This window comes from Hydrogenophaga electricum, assembly GCF_030160815.1.
Lineage (GTDB): Bacteria > Pseudomonadota > Gammaproteobacteria > Burkholderiales > Burkholderiaceae_C > Hydrogenophaga > Hydrogenophaga electricum.
Genome location: NZ_BSPB01000039.1, coordinates 1 through 24,250 on the forward strand (window position 1 = coordinate 1; position 24,250 = coordinate 24,250).

Below are 24,250 nucleotides of genomic sequence, written 5' to 3' on the forward strand. Positions count from 1 at the left end.
TGATCAAACACGCGGTCAACATCGACCTGCCGCGCGCGAGCAACCAGAAGCTGCTGGACAAGCCGGAGAACGTGCGGCTGTCGGTGGACGCCGAGGGAGCGTACTACTGGAACGATGCGCGGGTGGACGATGCCGTCTTCGAACAGCGCCTGAACGACACGGCAGCGATGGAGCCGCAGCCGGAGCTGCACATCCGCGGGGACAAGGCGGTGCGCTACGAGCGCGTGGCCCAGGCCATGGCGGCCGCACAGCGCGCCGGCGTGCGCAAGATCGGCTTCGTCACCGAACCGGCAGCCCCCTGAGACGGGCGCATCACCCAGCACCGACCCGCCCATTGTTCACGTTCACAGAGAACCGGAGCACACCATGAACCAGGACCCGTCTTTGTTTTCGGCCGCCGCAGAGAGCCCGGACAGCGTCGCGAGCCTGTCCGCACACCGACCATCCGGCGACAGCCCAGCGGCCGACACGGCGTCCGTCGTGGCCAGCCAGGATGTGCTGCGCGGCCAGAAGTCGGTCGCCATTTCGCACAACGGTGCGCTGTACCGACTGCAGACCACGCGCCAGGGCAAGCTCATCCTGACCAAGTGATTTTCATCGTGGGGCGACCCGGGGACCACTCACCCCCGAGCGTCGTTTTTCAGCCAGCCAAGGGGCATGCCCCCGGTAGCCAGGCGTTTTTTCCCCACCATCCCGGCCATGGAGGCCGATCGATCCGGGCCCCGGCAACGGCTCCGCTTACACGCGGGACCTCCGGGGCAACCGACCCGCGGCGGACCCCGGCGCAGCCAGGGCACCCCGCGGGAAACCCTCGCGGGAATTCAGAGCCCGATGGCCGCGATGCCGGCACGCGCGATCTGCGCGTCTTCGCTGGACTTCACACCGCTGACACCGACCGCACCGATGACCTGACCATCCTTGGTCACGGGCACCCCGCCTTCGAGCAGGCCAGCCACGCCCGGTGCGCTCAGGAACGACACCCGCCCCTGGTTGATCACGTCTTCGTAGACCTTGCTCTCACGGCGACCCAGCGCGGCCGTGTGCGCCTTGGCCGGCGCAATGTGCGAGGAAATGGCTGGCGCGCCATCCAGGCGCTGCAGCCACAGCAGATGACCACCGTCATCGACGATGGCAATGGTCACGGCCCAGTTGTTCTTCAGGGCTTCGGCTTCGGCAGCGGCCGCGATCTGTTTGACGTCAGCAGCTTCCAGGACAGCTTTGGTTTTCATGGTATTTCCAGTGCAAATCACAAACGAATGTGGACGATACCGCAGGAATTGGGTGCATCCCGGTAAAAGCTGTTGAACACCCCGACAGACACCTGCCGGCCAAGCACGGCGCGGAACCCTGGCGCCAGCGAGGGCTCCTACAATGCCCCTTTCACCGATGCCACAGGAGACCCCGACCATGAACGACCCCCTCTATTCTCCCGGCCAGTTCGGTCATCCCGCCGCTGCCTCGATGCAGCGCCACAAGGTGCTGCGCAACACCTATTGGCTTCTGGCGCTGTCCATGCTGCCCACCGTGCTGGGCGCCTGGATCGGTGTGCAAGCCGGCATCACCGCCAGCCTGACCGGTGGCCTGGGCCTGATCGTTTTTCTCGGCGGGGCGTTCGCCTTCATGTTCGCCATCCAGAAAACCAAGAACTCGGCCGCGGGCGTGCCCGTGCTGCTGGCTTTCACCTTTTTCATGGGCCTGATGCTGTCGCGGCTGCTGGCCTCGGTACTGGGTTTGCGCAACGGCAGCGAGCTCATCATGACCGCCTTCGGCGGCACGGCCGGCATCTTCTTCGTAATGGCCAACCTGTCCACCGTGATCAAGCGTGACCTCTCGGGCATGGCCAAATGGCTGTTTGTCGGGGCACTGGCGATCATGTTCGGCGCCATCGTCAACGTCTTCCTGGGCAGTACCGCCATGATGGCCACGATTGCGGCCATCGCCGTCGTCGTCTTCAGCCTCTATCTGCTGTACGACCTCAAGAGCGTCATCGACGGCGGTGAAACCAACTACATCACCGCCACCCTGGCGGTCTATCTGGACCTGTTCAACATCTTCCAGAGCCTGCTGGTGCTGCTCGGCATCTTCGGCGGAGAGCGGGACTGACCGCCTTGCAGACGGCCCAGGAGCCCCCCGCCGCCCCCAAGACCATTCCTGCCGATACGGCCCCCGCCCTGGCGGTGGTGGTGATCTCCCACGGCCCACGGGCGACCCTGCCCGCGGCCGTGCGCTCGGTGCTCCAGCAAGATGTGCCGGTGGAGTTGCTGGTGGTTCACACAGGCCCCGGTGACGTGCCGGCCCTGCTGAAAGCCCACGGCATCACCGCGCCGGTCCTCGCGGTGCCCGAATCGCGGTACGTGGGCGCGGCCCGGAATCTGGGCATCTCCCACACCCAGGCACCCTGGGTGGCCTTCCTGGCCGACGACTGCCTGGCGGCGCCCGAATGGGCCCGGCAACGCCTGGGCTCGCACCGCGATGGCGCGCAGGCGGTGGCGAGCGCGCTGCTGCCAGACCGCCCAGGCCATCCGGTGGCACTGGCATCGTTCCTGTCAAACCACATTCGCCGGCTGCCACTGACCCCGCCCGGCGAGGCCCTGCGGTATGGCGTCTCCTACGAACGCCGGCTGTTGCAGAGCGTGGGCGCCTTCCGGGAAGACATGCCAGGCGGTGAAGACAGCGAATACAACGCCCGCGTTGCCACCGTTTGCGACATCGCCTGGAACCCCGCGGTGGTCACCCTGCACCGGGAGCCGCGGAACCCGGTGCTCGCCTGGTGGGATCACTTGCGGCGCGGCTACCTCAGCGGCCAGATGCGGCTGAAGCTGGGAGCCACCCGCTTTCCGCCCTTCCGCCAGCGGGTCCGGGACAAGCAGCGCTACATCCTCGCGGCAGCGGCGGAGCGCACCGGCCCCGAACTGCACACCCCACTTCGCAAGGCCCGGCCCTTGCTGAAGGCCTACATCCTGGCCTACGAACTGGGCATCCAGGGAGCGCTGCACCGGCACGCGCCCCGCCCACCCCACCCATGATCGACGCCCGCCTGCCCTCGCGCCGCCCGCCCCGGGTCCTGGCCGTGTTTTCGTTCCGGCACGACGCGCACCTGGTCCCCGCCCTGCTGCGCAACATCGCGCCGCTGGTGGATGGCTGGATCAGCTTCGACGACCGTGCCTCCCAGGATCTGTTCAGCAACGAAACCACCCGGCGGCTGGCCCTGCTGGAGGCCGCTCGCGACGCCGGGGCCGAATGGGCGCTGGCGGTGGACCCGGACGAGCGCTTCGACTGGCTGACGCGTTTTTCCATGCGCCGCCTGATGGACGGGCCGGCCGACGCCTACTGGTTCCGGTTGCGGGAGATGTACAGCCCCCGCCATTTCCGCACCGATGGCGTGTGGGGCCGCAAGACGCAGGCCCGGTTGCTGCGGCTGACCGGCGGCATTGTCAAGCCCGAGGGGCAATTGCACGTCCCCTGGCAGGCCTGCATCGGCGCCCAGCGGATCGAACCCGCCGGACACGACCTGTACCACCTGAAGATGATCGCCCCGCTCCGGCGCGTGGCCCGCGCCGATCTGTACGAACGGCTCGACCCGGAGCGCCGCATGCAGCCCATGGGCTACCGGTACCTGGCCGACGACGCCGGCATGGCGCTTCAGCGGGTGCCCCTGTGGCGCAGCTACTGGCCGCGCCACGTGGACGACGGCGGCCTGTGGATGCCGCCGCCTCATCCCTCCCCCTGAATCGCCCGTGGCTCAGTCGCGGGCCAGACGGGGAGGTCCGCCTGCCGACTCGATCAGAGCCCGGGCGCTGTCCGAGATCGGCACCGATTTCTGGCGCGGGAAGTCCACCCAGACCACGGTGGCACCCCCGTTCGCATACACCGTGGCCGGGTCGTCGGTACGCAACATCTCGTGGTAGGTGTCGAAGGAAGTGCGCCCCATGGCCCCTACGTAGGTTCGCACCAGCACTTCACCCGGAAATTCGAACTGGCGGATGAAGTTGCAGAAGGCATTGACGATCACCGGCCCTTCACCCTGCGGATCGGCCGGCAGGCCCATGCCGAAAAACCAGTCGAGCCGGGCGATCTCCATGTAGCGGAAATAGATCGTGTTGTTCACATGCCCCATGGCATCCATGTCGCCCCAACGGATGGGCACCACGATTTCATGCACCAGGCGTTTGTCGTCAGGCAGTTCCAGTTTCATCACAGATTCCTAGGAGTGACCGGGCTCGAAAGCCCTCAGCGGTGGGCGCGGATGGAGGCCAGGATGCCCAGCACGAACAGGCCGCTCGCCCCCCATTGCACGGGCTGGGGCCACTGCCCCGACCAGATGAACGCATAACAGAGACCGAACACGGTCTCGCTGACAATCAGTTGCCCAGCCAGGCTGGAACTCAGCCGGCGGCAGGCGACGTTCCACAGCACCGAAGCCACCCAGGCCGAGCCAATGCCGGTGAACGTGCAGACAAACACGAAACGCCCCAGTCCTGGGCGCTCTGCCAGTTCGGCCCAGGGCGTACCAGCCCCCAGCCAGAGCAGCCACCCGCCCACCCCGGCAGCGAGCCCCAACCAGTTGGCCCACTCGGTGGAATTCACCGCCTCATTGCGTCGCAGCCAGCGCGCGTTGAACAGGCCGAACACGGTCCAGCTGGCCATGGCCCCGACCCCGAACAACACGCCCCGGACCAGGTGACGGGCGCCGTCCACATCCACGTCGGCGGCCGTGGCCCGCATCATCAGGGCCATGCCGGCTGCGGTCAGCAGCAGGCCCGGCACCAGGGATGACCAGCGCAGACCGGCCGGCTTGCCCAGCATCATCACCCACAGCGGAATGGTGCCGATGATCAGCACCGGCAACGCCGCCCCGGCATCCGCAATGGCCAGCACCAGCAACAGGTAATACCCGGTGTAGCCAAGCACGCTCAGGCCTGCGGCCGCCAGCACCTGGCGCCCCGTCGGCCGCCGCAGCGCGGCCCCGCCGCGCCGGCTGCGCCCCCACTGCCACAGCATCAGCAGCGCAGAAAACAGGCCGCAGGCCACGAAACGGCCCGCGGTGTAATCCACCGACGAGAATCCGGGGGCCGCCAGCGGCGCCACGAAGGTCGTGCCCCAGAACGCCCCGGCCGCCAGACCGGCCAGAATGCCCGTGGCCATCCCTGGCGGCAGCGCCCCCGGCTGCCCCAGGCTGCCCGCGGAAACGCCTTGCGCTGGCGTCACACCGCGAACCCGTCGTCTGCCGCGATCACGGCACCGTTGATGAAATGGCTTTCGTTGCTCGCCAGCATGACCAGCACCGCGTCCAGATCGGCCGGCGAGCCGACGCGTTTGCGCGGCAGCATGCCGATGAGCTTCTGCCCCTGCTCGGTCTGCCAGTGCTGGTGGTTGATCTCGGTGTCGATGTAGCCAGGACAGATGGCGTTGACGTTGATGCCGAACTTGCCCCACTCCACCGCCATGGCCTTGGTCATGTGCACGACAGCGGCCTTGCTCATGCAGTACACACCGATCTGCGGCAGCACCTTCAGGCCGGCCATGGACGCGATGTTGATGATGCGCCCGCCCACGAAAGTGCCCGGAGCCGCACCCTGGGCGCGCGCGAGCATGCGCTTGGCCACTTCCTGCGCCACGAAGAACGCGCCCCGGGTGTTGGTGCCGAAGACGAAGTCGTAGTCGTCCTCGGTCACGTCCTGCAGGCGCTGCGTGGTGCTCACGCCCGAGTTGTTGATCAGGATGTCGATCGGCCCCACCTCGGTCTCGGCATGCGCGACCGCAGACTTGATCGATGCGGTGTCGGTCACGTCCAGCGCCACCACATGGGCGTCGCCGCCCTCGGCCTCGATGTGGGCACGCAAGGCCATCAGGCGGTCGGTGCGGCGGCTGGCGAGCACCACGGCAGCGCCCGCGCGGCTCAGGGTTTTGGCGAACTGCGCCCCCAGACCACTGGAAGCGCCCGTGATGAGGGCGACACGGCCCGACAGGTCAAGCTGGTAAGACACGGGATAATCTCCAGACGATTCAAATTAGCACGATCGTTCGATTTTCGGGCACAAGGGCATAAAATGCGGTCCGCCCGAAGACACCCGCCACAGCCGTGGCGGCGATCCGAAAACCATTATCTGTGAGACCCCCGATGAGCCCAGACGAGATACTCGCGCAATACGGCCCGCGAGAAGCGATGGAATACGACGTGGTGGTGATCGGTGGCGGCCCGGCGGGGCTGTCCACCGCGATCCGCCTGAAGCAACTGGCCGCCGACAAGGGCAGCGAGATCAACGTCTGCGTGCTGGAAAAAGGCTCCGAGCCGGGCGCGCACATTCTCTCGGGCGCGGTGATGGACCCCAAGGCGCTCACCGAGCTGCTCCCCAACTGGAAGGAGTTGGGCGCGCCACTGAACCAGCCCGTGACGGGCGACGATGTCCTGTTTCTTTCCGAGACGGGCCACAAGCGCACGCCCGACGCGCTGGTGCCGCGCAACTTCCACAACGAAGGCAACTACGTCATCAGCCTGGGCGCGGTCACCCAATGGCTGGGCCAGCAGGCCGAGGCCCTGGGCGTGGAGATCTTTCCCGGCTTTGCCGCTGCCGAGGTGCTCTACCACGACGACGGCTCGGTCAAGGGCGTGGCCACCGGCAACCTGGGCGTGGGCAAGGACGGCGAGCCGACCGAGAACTTCCAGATCGGCATGGAGCTGCACGCCAAGTACACGGTGTTCGCCGAGGGCGCGCGTGGCCACCTGGGCAAACAGCTCATCGCCAAATTCAAGCTCGACGAGGGCAAGGACCCGCAAAGCTACGCCATCGGCATCAAGGAGCTGTGGGAGATCCCGGCCGAGAAGGCCAAGCCGGGCCTGGTCGTGCACACCGCGGGCTGGCCGATGGACAGCGAGACCTACGGTGGCGGCTTCCTGTACCACCTCGAAGGCAACAAGGTCACGCTGGGCTTCGTGACCGGGCTGGATTACCAAAACCCCTGGCTCTCCCCGTTCGAGGAGATGCAGCGCTGGAAGACCCACCCGGCCATCAAGGCACACATCGAAGGCGGCAAGCGCCTGGGCTATGGCGCCCGCGCCATCACCGCCGGCGGTCTGCTGAGTCTGCCCAAGACGGTGTTCCCGGGCGGCGCGCTGGTCGGCTGCGATGCGGGCTTTTTGAACGCCGCGCGCATCAAGGGCAGCCACGCAGCGATCAAGAGCGGCATGCTGTGCGCCGAGGCGGCCTTCGAAGCGGTGACGGCGGGTCGCACCAGCGACGAGCTGGCGGCCTACCCCAACGCCTTCGAGCAAAGCTGGCTGCACACCGAATTGCACCAGTCGCGCAACTTCAAGCAGTGGTTCAAGAAGGGCAGCACGGTTGGCGCGCTGATGACCGGGATCGAGCAGTGGTTCCTGCCCAAGATCGGTGTGAGCACGCCGCCCTGGACGATCCACCGCACGCAGGCCGATCACCTGTACCTGAAGCCGGCGGCCGAGTGCCCGAAGATCGAGTATCCCAAGCCCGATGGGCAGCTCACCTTCGACCGGCTCTCCAGCGTGTTCGTCTCCAACACCAACCACGAGGAGAACCAGCCGGCGCACCTGACGCTCAAGGACGCCAGCGTGCCGGTCAAGGTCAACCTGGCGAAGTTCGGCGGCCCCGAGAGCCGCTACTGCCCGGCCGGGGTGTACGAGTTCGTCAACAAGGACGGCGCCGACCAGTTGGTGATCAACGCGCAGAACTGCGTGCACTGCAAGACCTGCGACATCAAGGACCCCACGCAGAACATCGTCTGGGTCACCCCCGAGGGCGGTGGCGGGCCCAACTACGCCGGCATGTGACGGCGGCGGCCGGCAACCACCGGCCGCTCCCATTTCCCGGCAGACGGGCGGCCTGGCCGCCCGTTTTTCATGGGCGCGTCAGCCGCCCGCCAGATGCCCCTGCAGCGACCGCCCCAGATCGGCCTGCAGCGCGGCCCAGTCCACACGGGCACCTTGCGTGAGCAGGGCCTGCACCACCGCACCGTAGGTCAGCACGTGCACCGCCCGCCCCAGGCGCAGGCAGCCGGCCGGATCGGGCGCGTCGCCCGCCTGCCCCACCGCCGCAACCCAGGCCTCGACGTAGCGGCGGTAGTTCTTGCGGTAGGCCTCCGGCGGCGATATCTGGCGCTCCAACTGGTACAGCGCGGCCCAGGCCCGGGCATCGGACCGGATCGCCGCGATCTGCCGCGCCACCAGTGCTGGCACCAGTTGCCCCAGCGGCAGCCCCTGCAAAACCTCCGCCTGGGTCACCAGGTCCCGCGCCAGCGCCTGCACCTTGCGATGGATGGTGAGCGCGGCCAGCGCCTGCTTGTCGCTCACGTAGTCGTAGAAGGTGCCGATGCCCACCCCCGCCACCCCCGCGAGTTCGCGCACCGTCATGGCCGCGTAGCCCTGGTCCAGCAAAACCCGAACAAAGGCCTCCTGCAAAGCCTGCGAACTGGCCTGCGCACGCGACTGCCGGGGGCGCCGCCGCAAGGCAGACTCGCCTGCCGCGAAGGCCGCCACCGGCGCACGGGAAATCCGAACACGTGTTGCCGCCATCGTTCCTACACTTTGTCTTGCCCTGGACACACACCAACAAAGGAGACATTAGCATGGGCTGGACCACCCACGAGGTCAGCAACCAGTTCGACGAACTGCGCGGCTACAACCTCTACACCACCGACAACGCCTTGCAGGCCGCCGTTTCGCGCCACGGCGGAGCCGACGCCCACGACCGCCTGGCCGCCTATGGCGAGCTGATGGGCACGGCCGAGAGCTACGAGCTGGCCGACCTCGCCAACCGCCACACCCCCGAGTTGCGGACCTTCGACGCCCGCGGGCGCCGCATCGACCAGGTGGACTTCCATCCCGCATGGCACGAACTGCTGGGCCGTTACCGGGGTGCGGGCCTGATCTCCAGCCCCTTCCGCGAGACCCACGCGGGCCGCTGGGCGGCCTGGGCCGCCGGCTTCTACCTGCACGCCCAGATCGAAGCCGGCACGTTGTGCCCCTCGACGATGACGCTGGGCGCCATTCCCCTGCTGCAGCGCGAACCCGCGCTCTGGGAACAGACCGGAAGCCGGCTCTTCAGCGACCGCTACGATCCGCGCGATCTGCCCATTGCCCAGAAAAGCGCGATTTATCTGGGCATGGGCATGACCGAAAAACAGGGCGGCTCGGACGTGCGGGCCAACCAGACCACCGCCACCCCCATCGGCGCGGGCGGGCGCGGTGGCGAGTACCTGCTGCGCGGTCACAAGTGGTTCTTCTCGGCCCCCATGTGCGACGCCCATCTGGTGGTGGCGCGCACCCCCGAGGACGGCCTGGCCTGCTTCTTCGTGCCACGCTGGCGGCCCGATGGCAGCAAGAACGCGATCCACATCCAGCGCCTGAAGAACAAGGTCGGCAACAAGAGCAATTCCAGCAGCGAAGTGGAGTTCCACGATGCCTGGGGCGTGCTGATGGGCGAGGCCGGACGCGGCATACCCACCATCATCGAGATGGCCACCTACACGCGGCTGACCTGCGTGCTGGGCAGCGCGGCCATGATCCGCCAGGCGCTGGCCCAGGGCATTGCCTACACGCGCCAGCGCCGGGCCTTCGGCAACACCCTGGCCAACCAGCCGCTGATGCGCGCCGTGCTGGCCGACATGGCGCTGGAGAGTGAAGGCGCGCTGGCACTGGCCATGCACCTGGCCGAAGCCTACGAACACGACACGCCCGAAGCCCGCGCCTGGCACCGCCTGATGACGCCGGCCGCGAAATTCTGGGTCTGCAAGCGCGCCGTTGAACTCACCGGCGAAGCCATGGAAGTCTTCGGTGGCAACGGCTATGTGGAGGACGGCATCATGGGCCGGCTGTTCCGCGAAGCGCCGGTCAACTCGATCTGGGAGGGCTCGGGCAACGTGATGTGCCTGGACGTGATGCGCGGCATCGCACGCCAGCCCGAACACGCGCAGGTGCTGATGGCCGACCTCATGCGCCGGGCCGGCGACGACCGGGCGCTGACCGGCGAAGCGCTCGACCTCAGCCGCCTGCTGGAGCGGCCACCGGGCGAATTCGAAGGCATCGGCCGCCAGTTCACCGCCCGCCTGTGCGTGCTGGCCCAGGCCTGCCTGCTGCGCGAGAGCGCCCCCACGGCGGTGGCCGATGCTTTCATCGCCACCCGCCTGGGCACGCACTGGGGCGCCGTCACCGGCCTGGTCGATCCGTCCAGGCTGGACGTCGACGCCCTGCTCCAGCGCGCCCTGCCCGCCTGAGGACCGGACCGGCCGGACCGCCTGCGCGCGGCCGGCTCAGCCCCACTGCAGGCAGCGCATGCTCAGCGTGCCCGAGTGGAAACCTTCGTAAACGTGCTGCAGCGGCTCGCGCGGATCGGAAGCTCCCAGCGCATACAGGAACGGCCAGTAGTGATCGGGCGTGGGCACCGCCATCGCGGCCGACGCGCCCATGGCCGCGGGATTCAGCAGGCGCTGTTCGGTGCGGAAGCTGCGCTCGTTCAGCGCCGCCTTCACCGCCTCATCGAAGCCCTGGGCCCAGTCGGTCAGGCCGCGCGCACTGGGCTCGGCCCCGCGCACGGTCGCGCGCAGGTTGTGTACGATGTTGCCGCTGCCCACGATGAGCACGCCCTGGTCGCGCAGCGCCGCCAGTTCGCGCCCGATCCCGTGGTGGAAGCCGCCGGCCGCGGCGTAATCGATCGACAGCTGAAACGTGGGGATGTCGGCCTGCGGGTACAGGTGGCGCAGCACCGTCCAGGTGCCGTGGTCCAGCCCCCAGTCGTCGCTGCCCTGGACCTTGCGCGCCTTGACGATGGCCTGCAGTTCGCGCGCCAGGTCGGGCGCACCGGCCGCCGGGTACTGGATCTCGTACAGCGCCTTCGGAAACCCGCCGAAATCGTGGATGGTGCGCGGCCGGGCCTGCACATCCACCAGGCTCTGCCCAGGCGTCAGCCAGTGCGCGGAAACCGACAGGATGGCCGTCGGCCTGGGCAGCCGTCGCCCCCAGGCGGTGAGGCTGCGCGTGAAAGCGTTGTCGGCCACCGCATTCATGGGGCTGCCGTGGCCGATGAAGATCACGGGCATGCGGGTCGTGGCGGGAGCGGCGGCGGTATCGCGCAGCGACCCGGTCACCGCGGCGATGCTGGAAAAGGCTTGCAGGAGCTGGCGGCGACGGACGTTCATGGGGGACGGGAATGTCAGGGAATGGGGATGCGACCCGCCAGGCCGGGCAAGGTTCCATTGTCGCCGGCCCCGCCTTTTTCACACCGTGGTCACGAAGCCCCGGCACAGTGCGGCGGGTTCGTTGGGAACCGCCATGCTGACCAAAACCGACCAAGGACGCGCCGAACTGCGCCCGGGCCACCGCAGCCTGGGGCAACGCGAGCGCGCTGTGCTGCTGCTCGCCGACGGGCGCGTGAGCGAATCGCGCCTGGCCGCGCTGTTCGAGGGCGAGGGCCGCGAACTGGTTGATCGCCTGGTCACCCAGGGCTACCTGTGCCGCACCCAGCCAGCGCCACCGCCCCCCGCTGCTGCGCGCCCCACGGCGCAGCACGGGGAGTCGTTCGCAGGCACCCGCTCGCTGGCCACCGCGCGCATGTATCTCTTCGACCTCAGCGACCGGCTGTTCGCCCCGCGCGACCGCAACCTTGCCGACCGCTACCGCGCGGCGCTGCGCGAAGCGCGGGACGCCCACGCCATGCTGGCCGTGGGCCGGGAGCTGATCGCCGACGTGGAGACGCTGGCCGGCGCCCAGCGCGCCGCCGGCATCCGCGAACGGCTGGAGCGCCTGTTGCCGCCGGAGATCACCGACATCCCGGCCTGAAGGCGGTGCGATTCCGTTACACTGCGGCCCCATCAGGAGAGCGCTCCCTTTTCGGGAGCCGCCGAAGGCGCAGGCGACCGGCAAACCGGTTCTGAACGCTCAGGCAAAAGGACTGATGACCATCGCCCTGGCGGCGATGTCCCTCACTGGAGAGAGGCGCCCTGCGGCGCCCACCGAAGGAGCAAGCGCGGCATCGCCCGGGCGAATCTCTCAGGTAAAGCGGACAGTGGGGCAGCGCACGGATGAACCGTGCCGTTCCGTCACCCCCAGGGGCTGGCGGCCTGCCCTGCCCTTTGCGAGACCTGCCGTGACCGACCCGACCCTGCTCCAGACCCCGCTGCACGCACTGCACCTCGAACTCGGTGCGCGCATGGTGCCCTTCGCCGGCTACGCCATGCCGGTGCAATACCCCGAAGGCCTGATGGCCGAGCACCACCACACGCGCCGCGCGGCGGGCCTGTTCGACGTCTCGCACATGGGCCAGTTGCTGCTGTCCGGTCCCGATGCGGCGGCCGCCTTCGAGAGCCTGATGCCGGTGGACGTGATCGGCCTGGGGGTGAACAAACAGCGCTACGGCCTGCTGCTCAACGACTCGGGCGGCATCATCGACGACCTGATGTTCGTCAACCGCGGGACGGACCTTTTCGTGATCGTCAACGGCGCCTGCAAACACGGCGATCTGGCGCACATCCGGGCCTGCATCGGCAGCCTGTGCCACATCGACGCCCAGTTCGACCGCGCCCTGCTCGCCCTGCAGGGGCCGGCAGCGGTGACGGCCCTGCAGCGCCTGCTGCCCGGCGTGGAGAAGCTGGTGTTCATGACCGGCATGGCCGCCACCTGGAACGGCGCCGACTTGTACGTCACCCGCAGCGGGTACACCGGCGAAGACGGTTTCGAGATCTCGCTGCCCGCCGCCAGCGCCGACGCTTTTTCCCGCGCCCTGCTGGCGCAGCCGGAGGTCAAGCCGGTCGGGCTGGGGGCCCGCAATTCGCTGCGCCTGGAAGCCGGCCTGTGCCTGCATGGCAACGACATCGACACCACCACCACCCCCGTGGAAGCGGCGCTGAACTGGGCGATGCAGAAGATCCGCCGCACCGGCGGCGAGCGCGCCGGCGGCTTCCCGGGCGCCGACGTCGTGCTCGCCCAGTTGGATGGCAGCCGCGCCTTGACCCGCAAGCGCGTCGGCCTAATTGCGCTGGAGCGCGTACCGGTGCGCGAGCACGTCGAGCTGCAAAGCCTGGACGGCCAGAAGATTGGCGAAGTCACCAGCGGCCTGCTCGGCCCCAGTGCCGACAAGCCGGTCGCCATGGGCTACGTCTCCCCCGAACACGCCGAGATAGGCACGCGTCTGCATGCCATCGTGCGCGGCAAGGCCGTGCCGATGGAAGTCGCCCCCATGCCGTTTGTGGCCAACCGCTATCACCGCGGCTGAACGGCTTCCCGCCAACCCGATAAGCTGCTGTCCACCTCAACCTTTTTCACCGGAGCCTTTTCCATGACCACCAAGTACACCGAAGACCACGAATGGATCACCGTTGAGGGGGGCATCGCCACCATCGGCATCACCCCCCATGCGCAAGACGCGCTGGGCGACGTGGTGTTCGTCGACCTGCCCGAAGTGGGCAAGCTCTTTGCCCAGAAGGACGTGGCCGGCGTGGTCGAGTCCGTGAAGGCCGCGGCCGACGTCTACATGCCCGTCAGCGGCGAGATCACCGAGGTGAACGAGGCCCTGCGCGACGATCCGTCGCTGGCCAACAGCGACCCGCTGGGCGCCGGCTGGTTCTTCAAGGTCAAGCTCAGCGATGCGGCCCAGGTCGACGCGCTGCTGGATGCCACCGCCTACGACGCCTTCACGCAACAAGGCTGATTTTCCGGCGCGTTGCGCCCGCCCCGCCACCGATTCCGTCTGCCAGGTGCCCCCATGCTGATGCCGTCCGTCAAACCCCTGGGTGAACTCGAAAACGCCAGCGAGTTCATCGCCCGCCACATCGGCATCAGCGAAGCCGATGAAGCCCACATGCTGTCGGTCATCGGCGAGGCCTCGCGCCGCGCCCTGATCGACTCCATCGTGCCACGCAGCATCGCACGCAGCGTCGGCATGGACCTGCCGCCCGCGACCACCGAAGCCGCGGCGCTGGCCGAGCTCAAGGCCATCGCGGCCAAGAACAAGGTCTTCAAAAGCTTCATTGGCCAGGGCTATTACGGCACGCACACGCCGGGCGTCATCCTGCGCAACATCCTCGAAAACCCCGCCTGGTACACCGCCTACACGCCCTACCAGGCCGAGATTTCGCAGGGCCGCATGGAGGCACTGGTCAACTTCCAGACCATGGTGACCGACCTCACCGGCATGGCGATCGCCAACGCGTCCATGCTCGACGAGGCCACCGCCGCCGCCGAGGCCATGACCCTGGCCAAGCGCTCGGTCAAGGCCAAGGGCAACGTCATCGTGGTGGCCGGCGACGCGCACCCGCAGACCATCGAGGTCATCCAGACCCGCGCCAAGCCGCTGGGCCTGACCGTGAAGCTGGCGAACTCGGCTCCCGAGTGGGCTGAAGCCCTGAAGGGCGACGACTACTTCGCCGTGCTGGCGCAGTACCCGTCCACCAGCGGCCGCATCGATGACCTGCGCGCCGAGGTGCAGACCGTGCACGGCAAGCAGGCCGCCTTCATCGTGGCCGCCGACCTGCTGGCCCTGACCCTGCTGGTGCCGCCGGGCGAGTTCGACGCCGACATCGTGGTCGGCACCACGCAGCGCTTCGGCATGCCCATGGGCGCGGGCGGCCCGCACGCCGCCTACATGGCCTGTCGCGACGAGTACAAGCGCTCGCTACCGGGACGCCTGGTGGGCGTGAGCGTGGACACCCACGGCAACCCGGCCTACCGCCTGGCGCTGCAGACGCGCGAACAGCACATCCGCCGCGAAAAGGCCACCTCCAACATCTGCACGGCGCAGGTGCTGCCGGCCGTCGTGGCCAGCATGTACGCCGTGTACCACGGCCCGCAGGGCCTCAAGCGCATCGCCCAGCGCGTGGCCGCCTACACCGCGGTGCTGGCCGCCGGCCTGCAGCAGCTGGGCTGCAACCTGACCAGCACCTCCGCCTTCGACACACTCACCGTCAAAGCGGCCGACGCCGCTCAAGCCCAGAGCTTCGTTGCAAAGGCGCTGTCCAAGGGCACCAACCTCAAGCTGTCGTGGGGCCAGTACGTCAGCCTGTCGCTCGACGAAACCACCACGCGCGAGGACATCGCCCTGCTGTGGTCGGTGTTCGCCGCCGAAGGCCAGGCCTTGCCGACCTTCGACGCGTTCGAGAAAGGCGTGGAGCCGCTGATCCCGGCCGAGCTGCGCCGCACCAGCGCCTTCCTCACGCACCCGGTGTTCAACAGCCACCACAGCGAGACCGGCATGCTGCGCTACATCCGCGCGCTGTCCGACAAGGACCTGGCGCTGGACCGCAGCATGATCCCGCTGGGCTCCTGCACCATGAAGCTCAACGCCACCAGCGAGATGATCCCCATCACCTGGCCAGAGTTTGCGGGCGTGCACCCCTTCGCCCCGGCCGACCAGCTGCAGGGCTACAAAGAACTGGACGAACAGCTGCGTGCCTGGCTGTGCCAGGCCACGGGTTACGCCGGCATCAGCCTGCAGCCCAACGCCGGCTCGCAGGGCGAATACGCCGGCCTGCTGGCGATCCAGGCCTTCCACGCCTCGCGCGGCGAGAGCCACCGCACCATCTGCCTGATCCCCTCATCCGCCCACGGCACCAACCCCGCGTCGGCCCAGATGGCGGGCCTGCAAGTGGTGGTGACCAAGTGCGACGAGAACGGCAACGTCGACATGGCCGACCTCCAGGCCAAGTGCGAGCAGCACAGCGACAAGCTGGCGGCGGTGATGATCACCTACCCGTCGACCCACGGCGTGTTCGAGACCACGGTCAAGGAACTCTGTGCTCTGGTGCACCAGCACGGCGGCCGCGTGTACGTGGACGGCGCCAACATGAACGCCTTGGTCGGCGTGGCCGCGCCGGGCGAATTCGGCGGGGACGTCAGCCACCTGAACCTGCACAAGACCTTCTGCATCCCGCACGGCGGTGGCGGCCCGGGCGTCGGCCCGGTCTGCGTGGTGAAAGACCTGGTGCCCTTCCTGCCCGGTCACGCCACCGGCGGCGTGCAGAGCGGCGTCGGGGCTGTCAGCGCGGCGCCCCTTGGCAACGCGGCGGTACTGCCCATCAGCTGGATGTACATCCGCATGATGGGGGCCAACGGCCTGCAACACGCCACCGAAGCGGCCATCCTGAGCGCCAACTACATCAGCAAGCGCCTCAAGGACCACTACCCCACGCTCTACGCCAGTGCCAATGGGCACGTGGCACACGAATGCATTCTGGACCTGAGGCAACTGAAGGAAACCAGCGGCGTGATGGCCGAAGACGTGGCCAAACGCCTGATGGACTACGGCTTCCACGCGCCCACGCTGAGCTTCCCGGTGGCCAACACGCTGATGGTCGAGCCGACCGAGAGCGAGACGCTGGAAGAGCTGGACCGCTTCATCGACGCCATGATCGCCATCCGCGACGAGATCCGCCGCATCGAAAAGGGCGAATGGCCGCAGGACGACAACCCGCTGAAAAACGCCCCGCACACGGCAGCCAGCGTGCTCGCGAGCGGATGGGCCCACCCCTACCCGCGCGAGCTGGCGGCGGCGTCCCAGAGCCCCGCAGTCAACACCAAATACTGGCCCTCGGTGGGGCGCGTCGACAACGTCTACGGCGACCGCAACCTGTTCTGCAGCTGCGTGCCCATCGCCGAGCTGGCCTGACTCAGGACCCGGTGCCTGGCACCGGGCCGGACGCCGCCACCAGGTGGGCCGACAGCAGCGCCCGCAGCCGCAGCGGGCGCACCGGCTTGCGCATCACGAGGAATTCCTCGCGCGCCATCTGGACACGCTGCTCGTCCTCCCCCGTGATCAGCACCGCCAGCTTCAGCGCTGGCTGCAGAGCCCGGGCCTGGCGCAGCACCTCGACGCCGTCCGGCTCGCCCGGGAGCCGCCAGTCGCACAGCACCGCGTCAAAAGGATCGCGCCGCAGCCATTCCAGCGCCGGCGCCGCCGAGGTGGTCGCCTGCACCGACAGCCCCCAGTTGCCCAGCAGCTGGACCAGCGCATCGCGCACGGCCGCGTTGTCTTCCACCACCAGCACCCGCCCGCGCAACTCGGTGCCCGTGAGCAGCGCCGGCGAGACCATGGGTGCCACCGGCGGCTCGCTGCGCGGCACCTGCAGGGCAAAGACCGATCCGCGACCGGGGCGGGAGCGCAGCGTCACTGGCGTGCCCAGCAGCGCCGCGATGCGGCGCACGGTGGGCAGACCCAGACCGTTGCCGAGCGTGGGGTCGCGCTCGGGGTTGTGCAGCTGCACGAACTCTTCAAAGATGATCTCCCACGACTCGGCAGGAATCCCCACCCCGGTGTCGATCACGGCGATTTGCCAGGCGTCGCCCCGGGGCCGCAGGGCCAGCAACACCCCGCCGCGTTCGGTGTAGCGAATGGCGTTGCTCAGCAGGTTGGAGATCATGCGTTCCAGCAGCACCGGGTCCCCCAGCCCCCAGGCGGGCGTCGTGCGCAGGCGCAGACGCAGGCCCTTGCGGCGGGCCGCCTCCTCGTACATCCGCACCATGCGTTCGAGCAGCCCGGCCAGGTTCACGGGCTCCGGCACCGGCGTGATCTTGCCGGCGTCCAGGCGCGAGATGTCCATCACACTTTCCAGCAAGCGGTCCAGGGCCTCCAGGCACTGGCCCATGCTGGCCACGGCCTGCGGGTGGGGTTTGCCGGACGCAATGACCGACAGGTACAGGCCGATGGCCTGCAGGGGCTGGCGCAGGTCGTGGCTGGCCGCGGCAAAGAACCGGGTCTTGGCCGCGTTGGCCTCGTGCAAGGCGGCCGCCTGCTCGCGCAACTCCTGCACCAGGGCGCTGTTCTCGTGCCGCAGTTCGATCAGGTGGCGCAGGGTGCGCGCGTGCTGGCGACCGTAATAGAGCAGGTAGGCCAGCAGCAACAGCATGCCCAGGCCCAGAAAGCGCACGTCGGTCACCGGCTCCCAGAGCGCCCGCAGCGCGAACGGGCCGATCAGCAGCGGCAGAAAGAGCCAGGACACCCGCGGGTGGTGGGCGTGCGCGCCGATGCTGCCGGCTGCGGTGCCCCCGAGCACGAGCGCCCAGGCAAACAGCACGGACACGTGCGACGGGTCGAAAAACAGCACCGACGATGCGCCCCAGTACACAGCCAGCAGCGTCGCGTCGACCAGGGTGCGGAAGGCCTTGCGCTGGGCATCCATTGGCGCGGCGACAGCACCGTAACGCCAGCGCCTCACACTGCCCGCGATCAGGCGCCAGGTGTGCACCAGCAGCAGCCCGGCCAGCCAGGCGAGCAGCCCCGGCCAGGGCCGGTGCTGGGCCATCACCACCACCAGCAGGGTGGCGGCCACGAGGTTGGTGACGATGGAGCCACGCAGCGCGCGCGACAGGCTGCGGATACTGTCCTCGAAGACCAGCCGCTGGTCTGCGGGGTTTTCAGAAGGCATCGTCGGCGGCCGAGCGGACCATCATCACCGCCTGCAGGCGGTTGGCGGCCCCCATCTTGGCGAAGATGGCGTCAAGATGGTTCTTCACCGTGGCCGGCGAGATGCCCATCTGCTGGGCAATCACCTTGTTGCTGGCCCCGGTGGCCAGCAGCCGCAACACGGCCATCTGGCGGGCCGTGAGGCCGAAGGGACCGCAGGCGCCCAGGCCGTTGTGGTGCACCGCTTCGGTCAGGTCGAAAACAGTTTCCCCCCGGGCCAGGCGCTCCAGCGCGGTGATCAGGGCATCGATTTCGAGCGATTTGGGCAGGTAGGCCACCAGCCCCGCCTCGCGGGCGCGCACCGGCAGGCTGTTGTCTTCGGCGCCCGACATCAGGCCCACCGCGATGTGCGCGTGGCGCCGCCGCAGGGCCTGGGCCGCGCTCAGCCCGTCTTCGCCGGGCATGCGGTAGTCGAGCAGCACCAGGTCGAAGGCTTCGGCTTCGCGGACCAGCAAGGCGTCGGCCTCTTCGGCCGAGGCCACGGCCTGCACCCGCAGGCCGGGCGCGCTGGTGCGCAGCGCCATGGTCAGCCCATCGCGCAGCAGGGGGTGGTCGTCCACCAGCAGCAGGCCGAAATCATCGAGCCTGTCCACGTCGTCTCTGTCCTTTTCAGCCATGGCGACGAAGAATAGCGCAGCCCATTCCCGAAGGCGATAGGCCGATCGGTCCCCCGCCTGCCCTGGGCACCCTTGCGTGCGCACACCTTGGGCCGTTCGGCCTATGGACGCCCCTGCCAGCGGCGACGACACTGGCGCGGCCCTGGCGAAGGCGCTCGAACCGCCTTCGCGAACCCTGCCCCGCACCCTGGCGCCGGCAGTCTGCCCGGCCCTTTTCACAGAGTTGCATCATGAACACGGCATCATCCCCCGCTCTCGCCCCCTCGCTGCTCCAACGGGTGCAGGCCATCCTGCTGCGTCCGCGCGAGACCTGGTCCGACATCGCGGTCGAGGACGGCGACATCGCCCGCATCTACAAGGGCTACCTGATCTACCTGGCCGCCATTCCCGCCGTGGCGGGCTTCATCGGCCAGAGCCTGGTCGGCATCGGTGCGTTCGGCTTCTCGGTGCGCATTCCCATCGTCCAGGGTCTGGTGAGCATGGTGGTGGGCTATGCGCTGTCGCTGGCGATGGTCTATGTACTGGCCCTCATCGCCAACGCCCTGGCCCCGAAGTTCCAGGGCCAGCAGAACCTGCCGTCGGCCTTCAAGCTGGTCGCCTATGGCGCCACGGCCGGCATGGTGGGCGGCATCTTCTCGGCCGTGCCGTCGATGTCCATGCTCGGCCTGCTGGCCGCGCTGTATTCCATCTACCTGATCTACACCGGCATTCCGGTGCTGATGCAGGCGCCGCAGGACAAGGCCATCGGCTACACGGTGGCACTGGTGGTCTGCGGCATCGTGGCCGGCATCCTGATCGGCCTGCTGACTTCGCTGGTCACGCCGGGGGGCATTGGCGGGACGGGCCCCCGCGGTCCCGTCATCGGCAGCGCCTCGCCAGGCGTGAGCATCACCGTTCCAGGCACCGACATCAAGATCGACACCAGCCGCATCGAAGCCGCCAGCCGCGAGATGGAAAAAGCCCAGGCCAGCGGCGACAGCCAGGCCGCCGGCAAGGCGCTGGGTGACATGATGGGTGCGGCCCTCGGTGGCCAGGGTGGTGCGCCCTTCCCGCCCGAAACGCTGCGCGGCTTCGTGCCCGACAAGCTGGCCGGCATGACGCGCTCGCGCATCGAAGCGCGCTCGGACAGCGCCATGGGCATCCAGGTCAGCAGCGTCAGCGCGCAATACACCGCCGACAACCAGGAACTGGAAATTGAAGTGCAGGACGTCGGGGCCGTGCCCGCGCTCGCGATGGCCATGACCGCCTGGTCGCGCACCACCATGGAAAGCGAAACCGACGGGGAAGTCGAACGGGTCTACCGGCGCGGCGATATCGCCATCAAGGAGCGCTACCAGAAGGACGGCAGCGCCTCCGATGTAGCCCTGCTGCTGCCCAACGGGGTGATGCTGCAGGCCAACGGCAGCCTGCCGGTCCAGCAACTGCACGAAGCCCTTTCGACCCTGGGGCTGGACCAGCTCGCCCGCCTCAAGCGGCCGTCCTGACACGGGATCGTCAGTGGCCTGCCAGCGCGCCGCTGCGATCCAACAACGCATGAAGATGCCCCGCTGTCCAGCAAGGAACACATGACATCCCTGCAAACCCTCATCGGCATGGTCGCGGCACTGGCCGCTCTGAGCGCCGCCGCCCAGTCCGCCAACGTCCCCGTCACCTTCGTCGGCACAGCCGGCACGGGCACCATGGCCACCTGCGAACTGAGCGTCAAAGCCCAGAACAAGATGGACCGCAAGCTCCTGGCGCTGGTGGTGGAATACCAGGCACTGGATGCCGCCAGCGGCAAACCGCTCGCGGGTGGCCTGAATTCGGCCACGGTCGGTGGGCTCGCCCCAGGTGGAAACACCGAGCAGCCCGTGGGCACGGCCCACGCGGCCTGCGAACGCGTGCGCCTGCAAGTCACGAAGACCCAGTGCGTGACCCGGGGTTGTCAGCCCGGCTTTGCCCAGCAGGGCCTGGCCGGCCTGCAGCCCTGAGCCGTGCGCATCCCCGCATCCGCCCTGGCCGGCTGGCTGATCGGAAGCGCCCTCTGCGGCGGGCCCGCGGCCGCGGAGCCGGCGTCGACCATGCAGTCGGCGCAGGAACGTGCCCAAGAGCGCCCCGTGGGGCCGTGGCAGGGCCACTGGCGCATCGTGCGCAACGACCCGCGCATCCGCACCCGCGCCGGCGCCCTGGTGCTGCGCATGCAGGTCATCCAGGACATCGGCAGCCCCATCGCCGAAGTCGACTGGGTCACCGACCGCGCCATCTGCGAAGACCCCATGGCCGCCCCCTGTGAATGGGTCGGCCAGAGCGGGCGCCAGACCGCCCTGGTGGTCGGAACCCGGCTGGTGATGGCCCTGCCGCTGTCGGCCGACGCGTCGGACCCCCACTGGATCCTGCTCGAGCGCCCAATGGCTGGCGCGCCCGGGCGGTTGTGGGCCCGTTTCGGATCGCAGCGCGACACCCTGGAGCTGCAACCCGGCGGGCGCTGACCCGCTGCGGGGGGGGGACACATGGGCTAAGCTCGGGGACCGCCCCACTTTGCTGTCCCCATGACCACGCGCTTTCGCGTGCTGAGCCTCATCCCGCCGATGACGCAGCTCAACACGCCCTACCCGTCCACCGCCTATCTCACCGGCTTCCTGCGCGCACGCGGCATCGACGCGGTGCAGGAAGACCTGGCGCTGGCGCTGGTGCTCAAGCTGTTCACGCCCGCCGGGCTGGAAGCGCTACGGGGCCGGGCACTGGCCTTGCCCGAGGCGCAGCGCCCGGCCAGCGTGCACAGCTTCCTCGACCAGTTCGACGCCTACCGTGCCACCATCGGCCCGGTCATCGCCTACCTGCAGGGGCGGGACTCGACCCTGGCCTACCGCATCGCCGCCCGCGGCCTGCTGCCTGAGGGCCCGCGTTTTTCGGCGCTGGAGAACTACCAAAACATGGACGATGGCGACGACAGCGGCGACCCGCTGGGCTGGGCCTTCGGCGCCCTGGGCGTGCAGGACAAGGCGCGCCACCTGGGCACCCTGTACCTCAACGACCTGGCCGACGTGATCCGCGACGCGGCCGACGAACGCTTCGAGTTCGTGCGCTACGCCGAATCGCTGGCCAGCAGCCAGCCCAGCTTCGACCCGCTGGCCGCCGCGCTGGCCGCGCCGCCCACCCTGGTCGACCAGTTGCTGCAGGGCCTGGCCCTGGCCGCGATCCATCGGCACCAGCCCGCGCTGGTGCTGCTCTCGGTACCCTTTCCCGGCGCCATGTACGCGGCGCTGCGTATCGCCCAGAGCATCAAGGCCCAGAACCCGCACATCCGCATCGGCCTGGGCGGGGGTTTCGTGAACACCGAACTGCGCGAGCTGAAAGACCCGCGCGTGTTCGACTTCGTCGACTACGTGACGCTGGACGCGGGCGAACGGCCCGTACTCTCGCTGATCGAGCACTTGCGTGGCGAACGCGGCCGCCAGCGCCTGCAGCGCACCTTCCTGCGTGGCGAAGACGGCGCGGTGAAATACGTGAACCTGGCCGAACCCGACATCCCGTTCGAGGACGTCGGCACGCCCACCTGGGACGGGCTGCCGATCGACCGCTACCTGAGCCTGCTGGACATGCTCAACCCCATGCACCGGCTCTGGAGCGACGGGCGCTGGAACAAGCTGACCGTGGCCCACGGCTGCTACTGGAAGAAATGCAGCTTCTGCGACGTGGGCCTGGACTACATCGGTCGCTACGAAACCGCCTCCGCCGCCACGCTGGCCGACCGCATTCAGAAGATCGTCGAGGAAACCGGCCAGACCGGTTTCCACTTCGTCGACGAGGCCGCGCCGCCCAAAGCCCTCAAAGCCCTGGCCGAAGAGCTGATCCGGCGCGACCTGCAGATCAGTTGGTGGGGCAACATCCGCTTCGAAAAGACCTTCACCCCCGAGCTGGCCGAGCTGCTGGCACAAAGCGGCTGCATCGCCATGAGCGGTGGGCTGGAAGTGGCCAGCGATCGCCTGCTCCAGCTGATGAAAAAAGGCGTGAGCGTCGAGCAGGTGGCGCGCGTCACCCGGGGCTTCACCGATGCCGGCATCCTGGTGCACGCCTACCTGATGTACGGCTTTCCCACCCAGACGCTGCAGGACACGGTGGACGCGCTGGAATACGTGCGCCAGCTGTTCGAGAATGGCTGCATCCAGAGCGGCTTCTTCCACCGCTTCAGCTGCACCGTGCATTCACCCGTCGGCCAGAACCCGGCCGACTACGGCATTCAACTGATTCCGCTGCCCGAAGTCAGCTTCGCCAAGAACGACATCGGTTTCGTCGACCCCACGCCCATGCCGTCGGGTGTGGACCACGACGTGCTGGGCCAGGGCCTGCGCAAGGCGATCTACAACTACATGCACGGCCTGTGCGTGGAAGACGACGTGCGCCGCTGGTTCGAGCACCTGCCCTGCCCGGTGCCGCGTCCCACGGTCAAGCGCGGCCGGATTGCCCGCGCGCTGGCGACGGGCTGAGCCCGACCGCCTCCCCGGTTCACTGCATCATCTGGAACCACGCGGTGGTCACGGCCACCTGGTCTTCGTCGCGCGAGGTCGGCGTCGTCGTGCCGTAGGCCATGCGGTCGTCGATGGGCCAGATCTGGCCCGTGGTGACGGCGGTCGAATTGGCGTAGCTGGCATCGCGCAGACGGCCGAAGCGGGCATCGCCGCGGCCATCGATCTGCTGGTCGAGCATGCCGGCCAGCGAATAGGTCACGCTCTTGAGCACCATCACGTTGCGCTGGCGCGAAACATAGGTGCCCACGGTGGCACCGGGCTCGGCCCAGGCCACGTTCTGGAAGCACACCTGCACTTCCTGCGGGTTGCCGTTGCTGTCGAGGTAGGCGTAGCGATCCTGCATGCCTTCGGCGCGGCCTTCAGGCAAGCGGATGCCGGCCGCCAGGAAGGCGTTGATCAGCGTATTGCCACACAGCTCGGTGGTGTTGGCGTTGACCTGGCCCGTGGGCGTGGTGGCGTTGTCGCCCGGCGGATAGCCCACGCCGTTGATGTAGGCCTCATAGGCCAGTTGCCAGCCTTGCACGAAGTCGGTGGACAGGCGCTGGTTGGCCGCGGTGCGCTGCAGGTCGCGCCCCACCGCAGCAGCGCCCAGCAGCAGACCGATGGCCAGCAAGGCGATGGTCAGTTCAAGCAGCGAAAAGCCCTGCTGGCGACGCAGGCCGAAGGCGCGGAGGTTCGTCAGGTTCTGGTGGGTCATGGTAGTTAC

At 68.5% G+C, this 24,250-nt stretch carries 24 protein-coding genes and 2 riboswitches; of the genes, 15 read left to right on the forward strand and 9 right to left on the reverse strand.

Annotated features, from left to right (window positions below):
• Both QQK43_RS17320 and hemP read left to right on the forward strand, forming a co-directional pair.
• The coding region (locus tag QQK43_RS17320) for an ExbD/TolR family protein (RefSeq protein WP_284308748.1) at window positions 1-302 on the forward strand (302 nt) is incomplete at its 5' end.
• Between the two features lie 64 nt (window positions 303-366).
• Window positions 367-591, forward strand: coding sequence for a hemin uptake protein HemP (hemP, locus tag QQK43_RS17325; RefSeq protein WP_234267669.1), 225 nt, complete (start codon window positions 367-369; stop codon window positions 589-591).
• Between the two features lie 230 nt (window positions 592-821).
• Here the strand turns inward: hemP and QQK43_RS17330 are convergent, their stop codons facing one another.
• Window positions 822-1,229 (reverse strand): GlcG/HbpS family heme-binding protein, encoded by a 408-nt coding sequence (locus QQK43_RS17330; RefSeq protein ID WP_234267667.1) that lies wholly within the window; start codon window positions 1,227-1,229, stop codon window positions 822-824.
• A gap of 178 nt (window positions 1,230-1,407) precedes the next feature.
• On the opposite strand from QQK43_RS17330, the gene QQK43_RS17335 reads away from it, so the two are divergent.
• Genes QQK43_RS17335 through QQK43_RS17345 form a run of 3 tightly spaced genes read left to right on the forward strand, consistent with a single transcriptional unit; the run spans window position 1,408 to window position 3,730 of the window.
• The gene (locus tag QQK43_RS17335) at window positions 1,408-2,103 is read left to right on the forward strand and encodes a Bax inhibitor-1 family protein (RefSeq protein WP_284308749.1); all 696 of its coding nucleotides are present in this window, start codon (window positions 1,408-1,410) and stop codon (window positions 2,101-2,103) included.
• A 5-nt stretch (window positions 2,104-2,108) separates the two neighbouring features.
• The gene (locus tag QQK43_RS17340) at window positions 2,109-3,026 is read left to right on the forward strand and encodes a glycosyltransferase family 2 protein (RefSeq protein ID WP_284308750.1); all 918 of its coding nucleotides are present in this window, start codon (window positions 2,109-2,111) and stop codon (window positions 3,024-3,026) included.
• Window positions 3,023-3,730 carry a glycosyltransferase family protein gene (locus QQK43_RS17345; protein ID WP_284308752.1) on the forward strand — a complete coding sequence of 236 codons (708 nt, stop codon included), beginning with the start codon at window positions 3,023-3,025 and terminating at the stop codon, window positions 3,728-3,730. The genes QQK43_RS17340 and QQK43_RS17345 overlap by 4 nt, the downstream gene beginning before the upstream one ends.
• 12 nt (window positions 3,731-3,742) lie before the next feature.
• Here the strand turns inward: QQK43_RS17345 and QQK43_RS17350 are convergent, their stop codons facing one another.
• From QQK43_RS17350 to QQK43_RS17360, 3 genes are read right to left on the reverse strand one after another with little or no spacing between them, the layout of a single operon-like run.
• A complete protein-coding gene (locus QQK43_RS17350) occupies window positions 3,743-4,195 on the reverse strand; it encodes an acyl-CoA thioesterase (protein WP_284308753.1) in 453 nt (150 codons plus the stop codon).
• Between the two features lie 35 nt (window positions 4,196-4,230).
• Window positions 4,231-5,145, reverse strand: coding sequence for a DMT family transporter (locus QQK43_RS17355; RefSeq protein ID WP_284308754.1), 915 nt, complete (start codon window positions 5,143-5,145; stop codon window positions 4,231-4,233).
• Window positions 5,146-5,204: 59 nt separating this feature from the next.
• Window positions 5,205-5,987, reverse strand: coding sequence for an SDR family oxidoreductase (locus tag QQK43_RS17360; RefSeq protein ID WP_234266137.1), 783 nt, complete (start codon window positions 5,985-5,987; stop codon window positions 5,205-5,207).
• Window positions 5,988-6,121: 134 nt separating this feature from the next.
• Here QQK43_RS17360 and QQK43_RS17365 point away from each other — a divergent pair, with 134 nt between their 5' ends.
• A complete protein-coding gene (locus QQK43_RS17365) occupies window positions 6,122-7,804 on the forward strand; it encodes an electron transfer flavoprotein-ubiquinone oxidoreductase (RefSeq protein WP_284308755.1) in 1,683 nt (560 codons plus the stop codon).
• A 78-nt stretch (window positions 7,805-7,882) separates the two neighbouring features.
• On the opposite strand, the gene QQK43_RS17370 is transcribed toward QQK43_RS17365, so the two are convergent.
• Entirely contained in the window at window positions 7,883-8,479 is a 597-nt protein-coding gene (locus QQK43_RS17370; RefSeq protein ID WP_284308756.1) for a TetR/AcrR family transcriptional regulator, read from the reverse strand.
• Window positions 8,480-8,598: 119 nt separating this feature from the next.
• On the opposite strand from QQK43_RS17370, the gene QQK43_RS17375 reads away from it, so the two are divergent.
• Window positions 8,599-10,245, forward strand: a complete 1,647-nt coding sequence (locus QQK43_RS17375; protein ID WP_284308757.1) for an isovaleryl-CoA dehydrogenase — start codon at window positions 8,599-8,601, stop codon at window positions 10,243-10,245.
• Between the two features lie 36 nt (window positions 10,246-10,281).
• Here QQK43_RS17375 and ygiD read toward each other — a convergent pair whose 3' ends face one another.
• The gene (gene ygiD / locus QQK43_RS17380; protein ID WP_284308758.1) at window positions 10,282-11,166 is read right to left on the reverse strand and encodes a 4,5-DOPA-extradiol-dioxygenase; all 885 of its coding nucleotides are present in this window, start codon (window positions 11,164-11,166) and stop codon (window positions 10,282-10,284) included.
• A gap of 133 nt (window positions 11,167-11,299) precedes the next feature.
• Between ygiD and QQK43_RS17385 the strand changes: the two genes are divergently transcribed.
• The 4 genes from QQK43_RS17385 (at window position 11,300) to gcvP (ending at window position 16,625) form a co-directional block, all read left to right on the forward strand.
• Window positions 11,300-11,806, forward strand: coding sequence for a hypothetical protein (locus QQK43_RS17385; RefSeq protein WP_284308759.1), 507 nt, complete (start codon window positions 11,300-11,302; stop codon window positions 11,804-11,806).
• Between the two features lie 23 nt (window positions 11,807-11,829).
• Window positions 11,830-11,931: riboswitch (glycine riboswitch) on the forward strand.
• Between the two features lie 11 nt (window positions 11,932-11,942).
• Window positions 11,943-12,043: riboswitch (glycine riboswitch) on the forward strand.
• Between the two features lie 70 nt (window positions 12,044-12,113).
• Window positions 12,114-13,238: a glycine cleavage system aminomethyltransferase GcvT gene (gcvT, locus tag QQK43_RS17390; protein WP_284308760.1), complete on the forward strand. Its 1,125-nt coding sequence runs from the start codon at window positions 12,114-12,116 to the stop codon at window positions 13,236-13,238.
• 63 nt (window positions 13,239-13,301) lie between these two features.
• On the forward strand, window positions 13,302-13,673 hold the full coding sequence (gene gcvH / locus QQK43_RS17395) for a glycine cleavage system protein GcvH (protein ID WP_284308761.1): 372 nt from the start codon (window positions 13,302-13,304) through the stop codon (window positions 13,671-13,673).
• A gap of 54 nt (window positions 13,674-13,727) precedes the next feature.
• A complete protein-coding gene (gene gcvP, locus QQK43_RS17400; protein ID WP_284308762.1) occupies window positions 13,728-16,625 on the forward strand; it encodes an aminomethyl-transferring glycine dehydrogenase in 2,898 nt (965 codons plus the stop codon).
• Between the two features lies 1 nt (window position 16,626).
• Here gcvP and QQK43_RS17405 read toward each other — a convergent pair whose 3' ends face one another.
• Together QQK43_RS17405 and QQK43_RS17410 are read right to left on the reverse strand one after the other, a co-directional pair.
• Window positions 16,627-18,381: an ATP-binding response regulator gene (locus QQK43_RS17405; RefSeq protein WP_284308763.1), complete on the reverse strand. Its 1,755-nt coding sequence runs from the start codon at window positions 18,379-18,381 to the stop codon at window positions 16,627-16,629.
• The gene (locus QQK43_RS17410) at window positions 18,371-19,012 is read right to left on the reverse strand and encodes a response regulator transcription factor (RefSeq protein WP_284308764.1); all 642 of its coding nucleotides are present in this window, start codon (window positions 19,010-19,012) and stop codon (window positions 18,371-18,373) included. The genes QQK43_RS17405 and QQK43_RS17410 overlap by 11 nt, the downstream gene beginning before the upstream one ends.
• Window positions 19,013-19,266: 254 nt before the next feature.
• On the opposite strand from QQK43_RS17410, the gene QQK43_RS17415 reads away from it, so the two are divergent.
• From QQK43_RS17415 to QQK43_RS17430, 4 genes are all read left to right on the forward strand, one after another.
• Window positions 19,267-20,520 carry a Yip1 family protein gene (locus QQK43_RS17415; protein ID WP_284308765.1) on the forward strand — a complete coding sequence of 418 codons (1,254 nt, stop codon included), beginning with the start codon at window positions 19,267-19,269 and terminating at the stop codon, window positions 20,518-20,520.
• An 81-nt stretch (window positions 20,521-20,601) separates the two neighbouring features.
• On the forward strand, window positions 20,602-21,006 hold the full coding sequence (locus QQK43_RS17420; protein WP_284308766.1) for a hypothetical protein: 405 nt from the start codon (window positions 20,602-20,604) through the stop codon (window positions 21,004-21,006).
• Window positions 21,007-21,096: 90 nt separating this feature from the next.
• Window positions 21,097-21,504 (forward strand): hypothetical protein, encoded by a 408-nt coding sequence (locus QQK43_RS17425; protein WP_284308767.1) that lies wholly within the window; start codon window positions 21,097-21,099, stop codon window positions 21,502-21,504.
• Between the two features lie 60 nt (window positions 21,505-21,564).
• Window positions 21,565-23,502 (forward strand): B12-binding domain-containing radical SAM protein, encoded by a 1,938-nt coding sequence (locus QQK43_RS17430; protein ID WP_284308769.1) that lies wholly within the window; start codon window positions 21,565-21,567, stop codon window positions 23,500-23,502.
• A gap of 19 nt (window positions 23,503-23,521) precedes the next feature.
• Here the strand turns inward: QQK43_RS17430 and QQK43_RS17435 are convergent, their stop codons facing one another.
• The gene (locus tag QQK43_RS17435) at window positions 23,522-24,241 is read right to left on the reverse strand and encodes a prepilin-type N-terminal cleavage/methylation domain-containing protein (RefSeq protein WP_284308771.1); all 720 of its coding nucleotides are present in this window, start codon (window positions 24,239-24,241) and stop codon (window positions 23,522-23,524) included.
• Between the last annotated feature and the right edge of the window lie 9 nt (window positions 24,242-24,250).

Excerpts from the sequence above, each read along its gene's own strand:
- ygiD (WP_284308758.1), bottom strand. The coding sequence starts at position 11,166 with ATGAACGTCCGTCGCCGCCAGCTCCTGCAAGCCTTTTCCAGCATCGCC.
- QQK43_RS17375 (WP_284308757.1), top strand. The coding sequence starts at position 8,599 with ATGGGCTGGACCACCCACGAGGTCAGCAACCAGTTCGACGAACTGCGC.
- gcvP (WP_284308762.1), top strand. The coding sequence starts at position 13,728 with ATGCTGATGCCGTCCGTCAAACCCCTGGGTGAACTCGAAAACGCCAGC.
- QQK43_RS17385 (WP_284308759.1), top strand. The coding sequence starts at position 11,300 with ATGCTGACCAAAACCGACCAAGGACGCGCCGAACTGCGCCCGGGCCAC.
- QQK43_RS17350 (WP_284308753.1), bottom strand. The coding sequence starts at position 4,195 with ATGAAACTGGAACTGCCTGACGACAAACGCCTGGTGCATGAAATCGTG.
- QQK43_RS17435 (WP_284308771.1), bottom strand. The coding sequence starts at position 24,241 with ATGACCCACCAGAACCTGACGAACCTCCGCGCCTTCGGCCTGCGTCGC.
- QQK43_RS17345 (WP_284308752.1), top strand. The coding sequence starts at position 3,023 with ATGATCGACGCCCGCCTGCCCTCGCGCCGCCCGCCCCGGGTCCTGGCC.
- QQK43_RS17365 (WP_284308755.1), top strand. The coding sequence starts at position 6,122 with ATGAGCCCAGACGAGATACTCGCGCAATACGGCCCGCGAGAAGCGATG.
- QQK43_RS17335 (WP_284308749.1), top strand. The coding sequence starts at position 1,408 with ATGAACGACCCCCTCTATTCTCCCGGCCAGTTCGGTCATCCCGCCGCT.
- QQK43_RS17330 (WP_234267667.1), bottom strand. The coding sequence starts at position 1,229 with ATGAAAACCAAAGCTGTCCTGGAAGCTGCTGACGTCAAACAGATCGCG.
- QQK43_RS17425 (WP_284308767.1), top strand. The coding sequence starts at position 21,097 with ATGCAGTCGGCGCAGGAACGTGCCCAAGAGCGCCCCGTGGGGCCGTGG.
- hemP (WP_234267669.1), top strand. The coding sequence starts at position 367 with ATGAACCAGGACCCGTCTTTGTTTTCGGCCGCCGCAGAGAGCCCGGAC.
- QQK43_RS17405 (WP_284308763.1), bottom strand. The coding sequence starts at position 18,381 with ATGCCTTCTGAAAACCCCGCAGACCAGCGGCTGGTCTTCGAGGACAGT.
- QQK43_RS17415 (WP_284308765.1), top strand. The coding sequence starts at position 19,267 with ATGAACACGGCATCATCCCCCGCTCTCGCCCCCTCGCTGCTCCAACGG.
- QQK43_RS17430 (WP_284308769.1), top strand. The coding sequence starts at position 21,565 with ATGACCACGCGCTTTCGCGTGCTGAGCCTCATCCCGCCGATGACGCAG.
- gcvH (WP_284308761.1), top strand. The coding sequence starts at position 13,302 with ATGACCACCAAGTACACCGAAGACCACGAATGGATCACCGTTGAGGGG.
- QQK43_RS17355 (WP_284308754.1), bottom strand. The coding sequence starts at position 5,145 with ATGGCCACGGGCATTCTGGCCGGTCTGGCGGCCGGGGCGTTCTGGGGC.
- QQK43_RS17420 (WP_284308766.1), top strand. The coding sequence starts at position 20,602 with ATGACATCCCTGCAAACCCTCATCGGCATGGTCGCGGCACTGGCCGCT.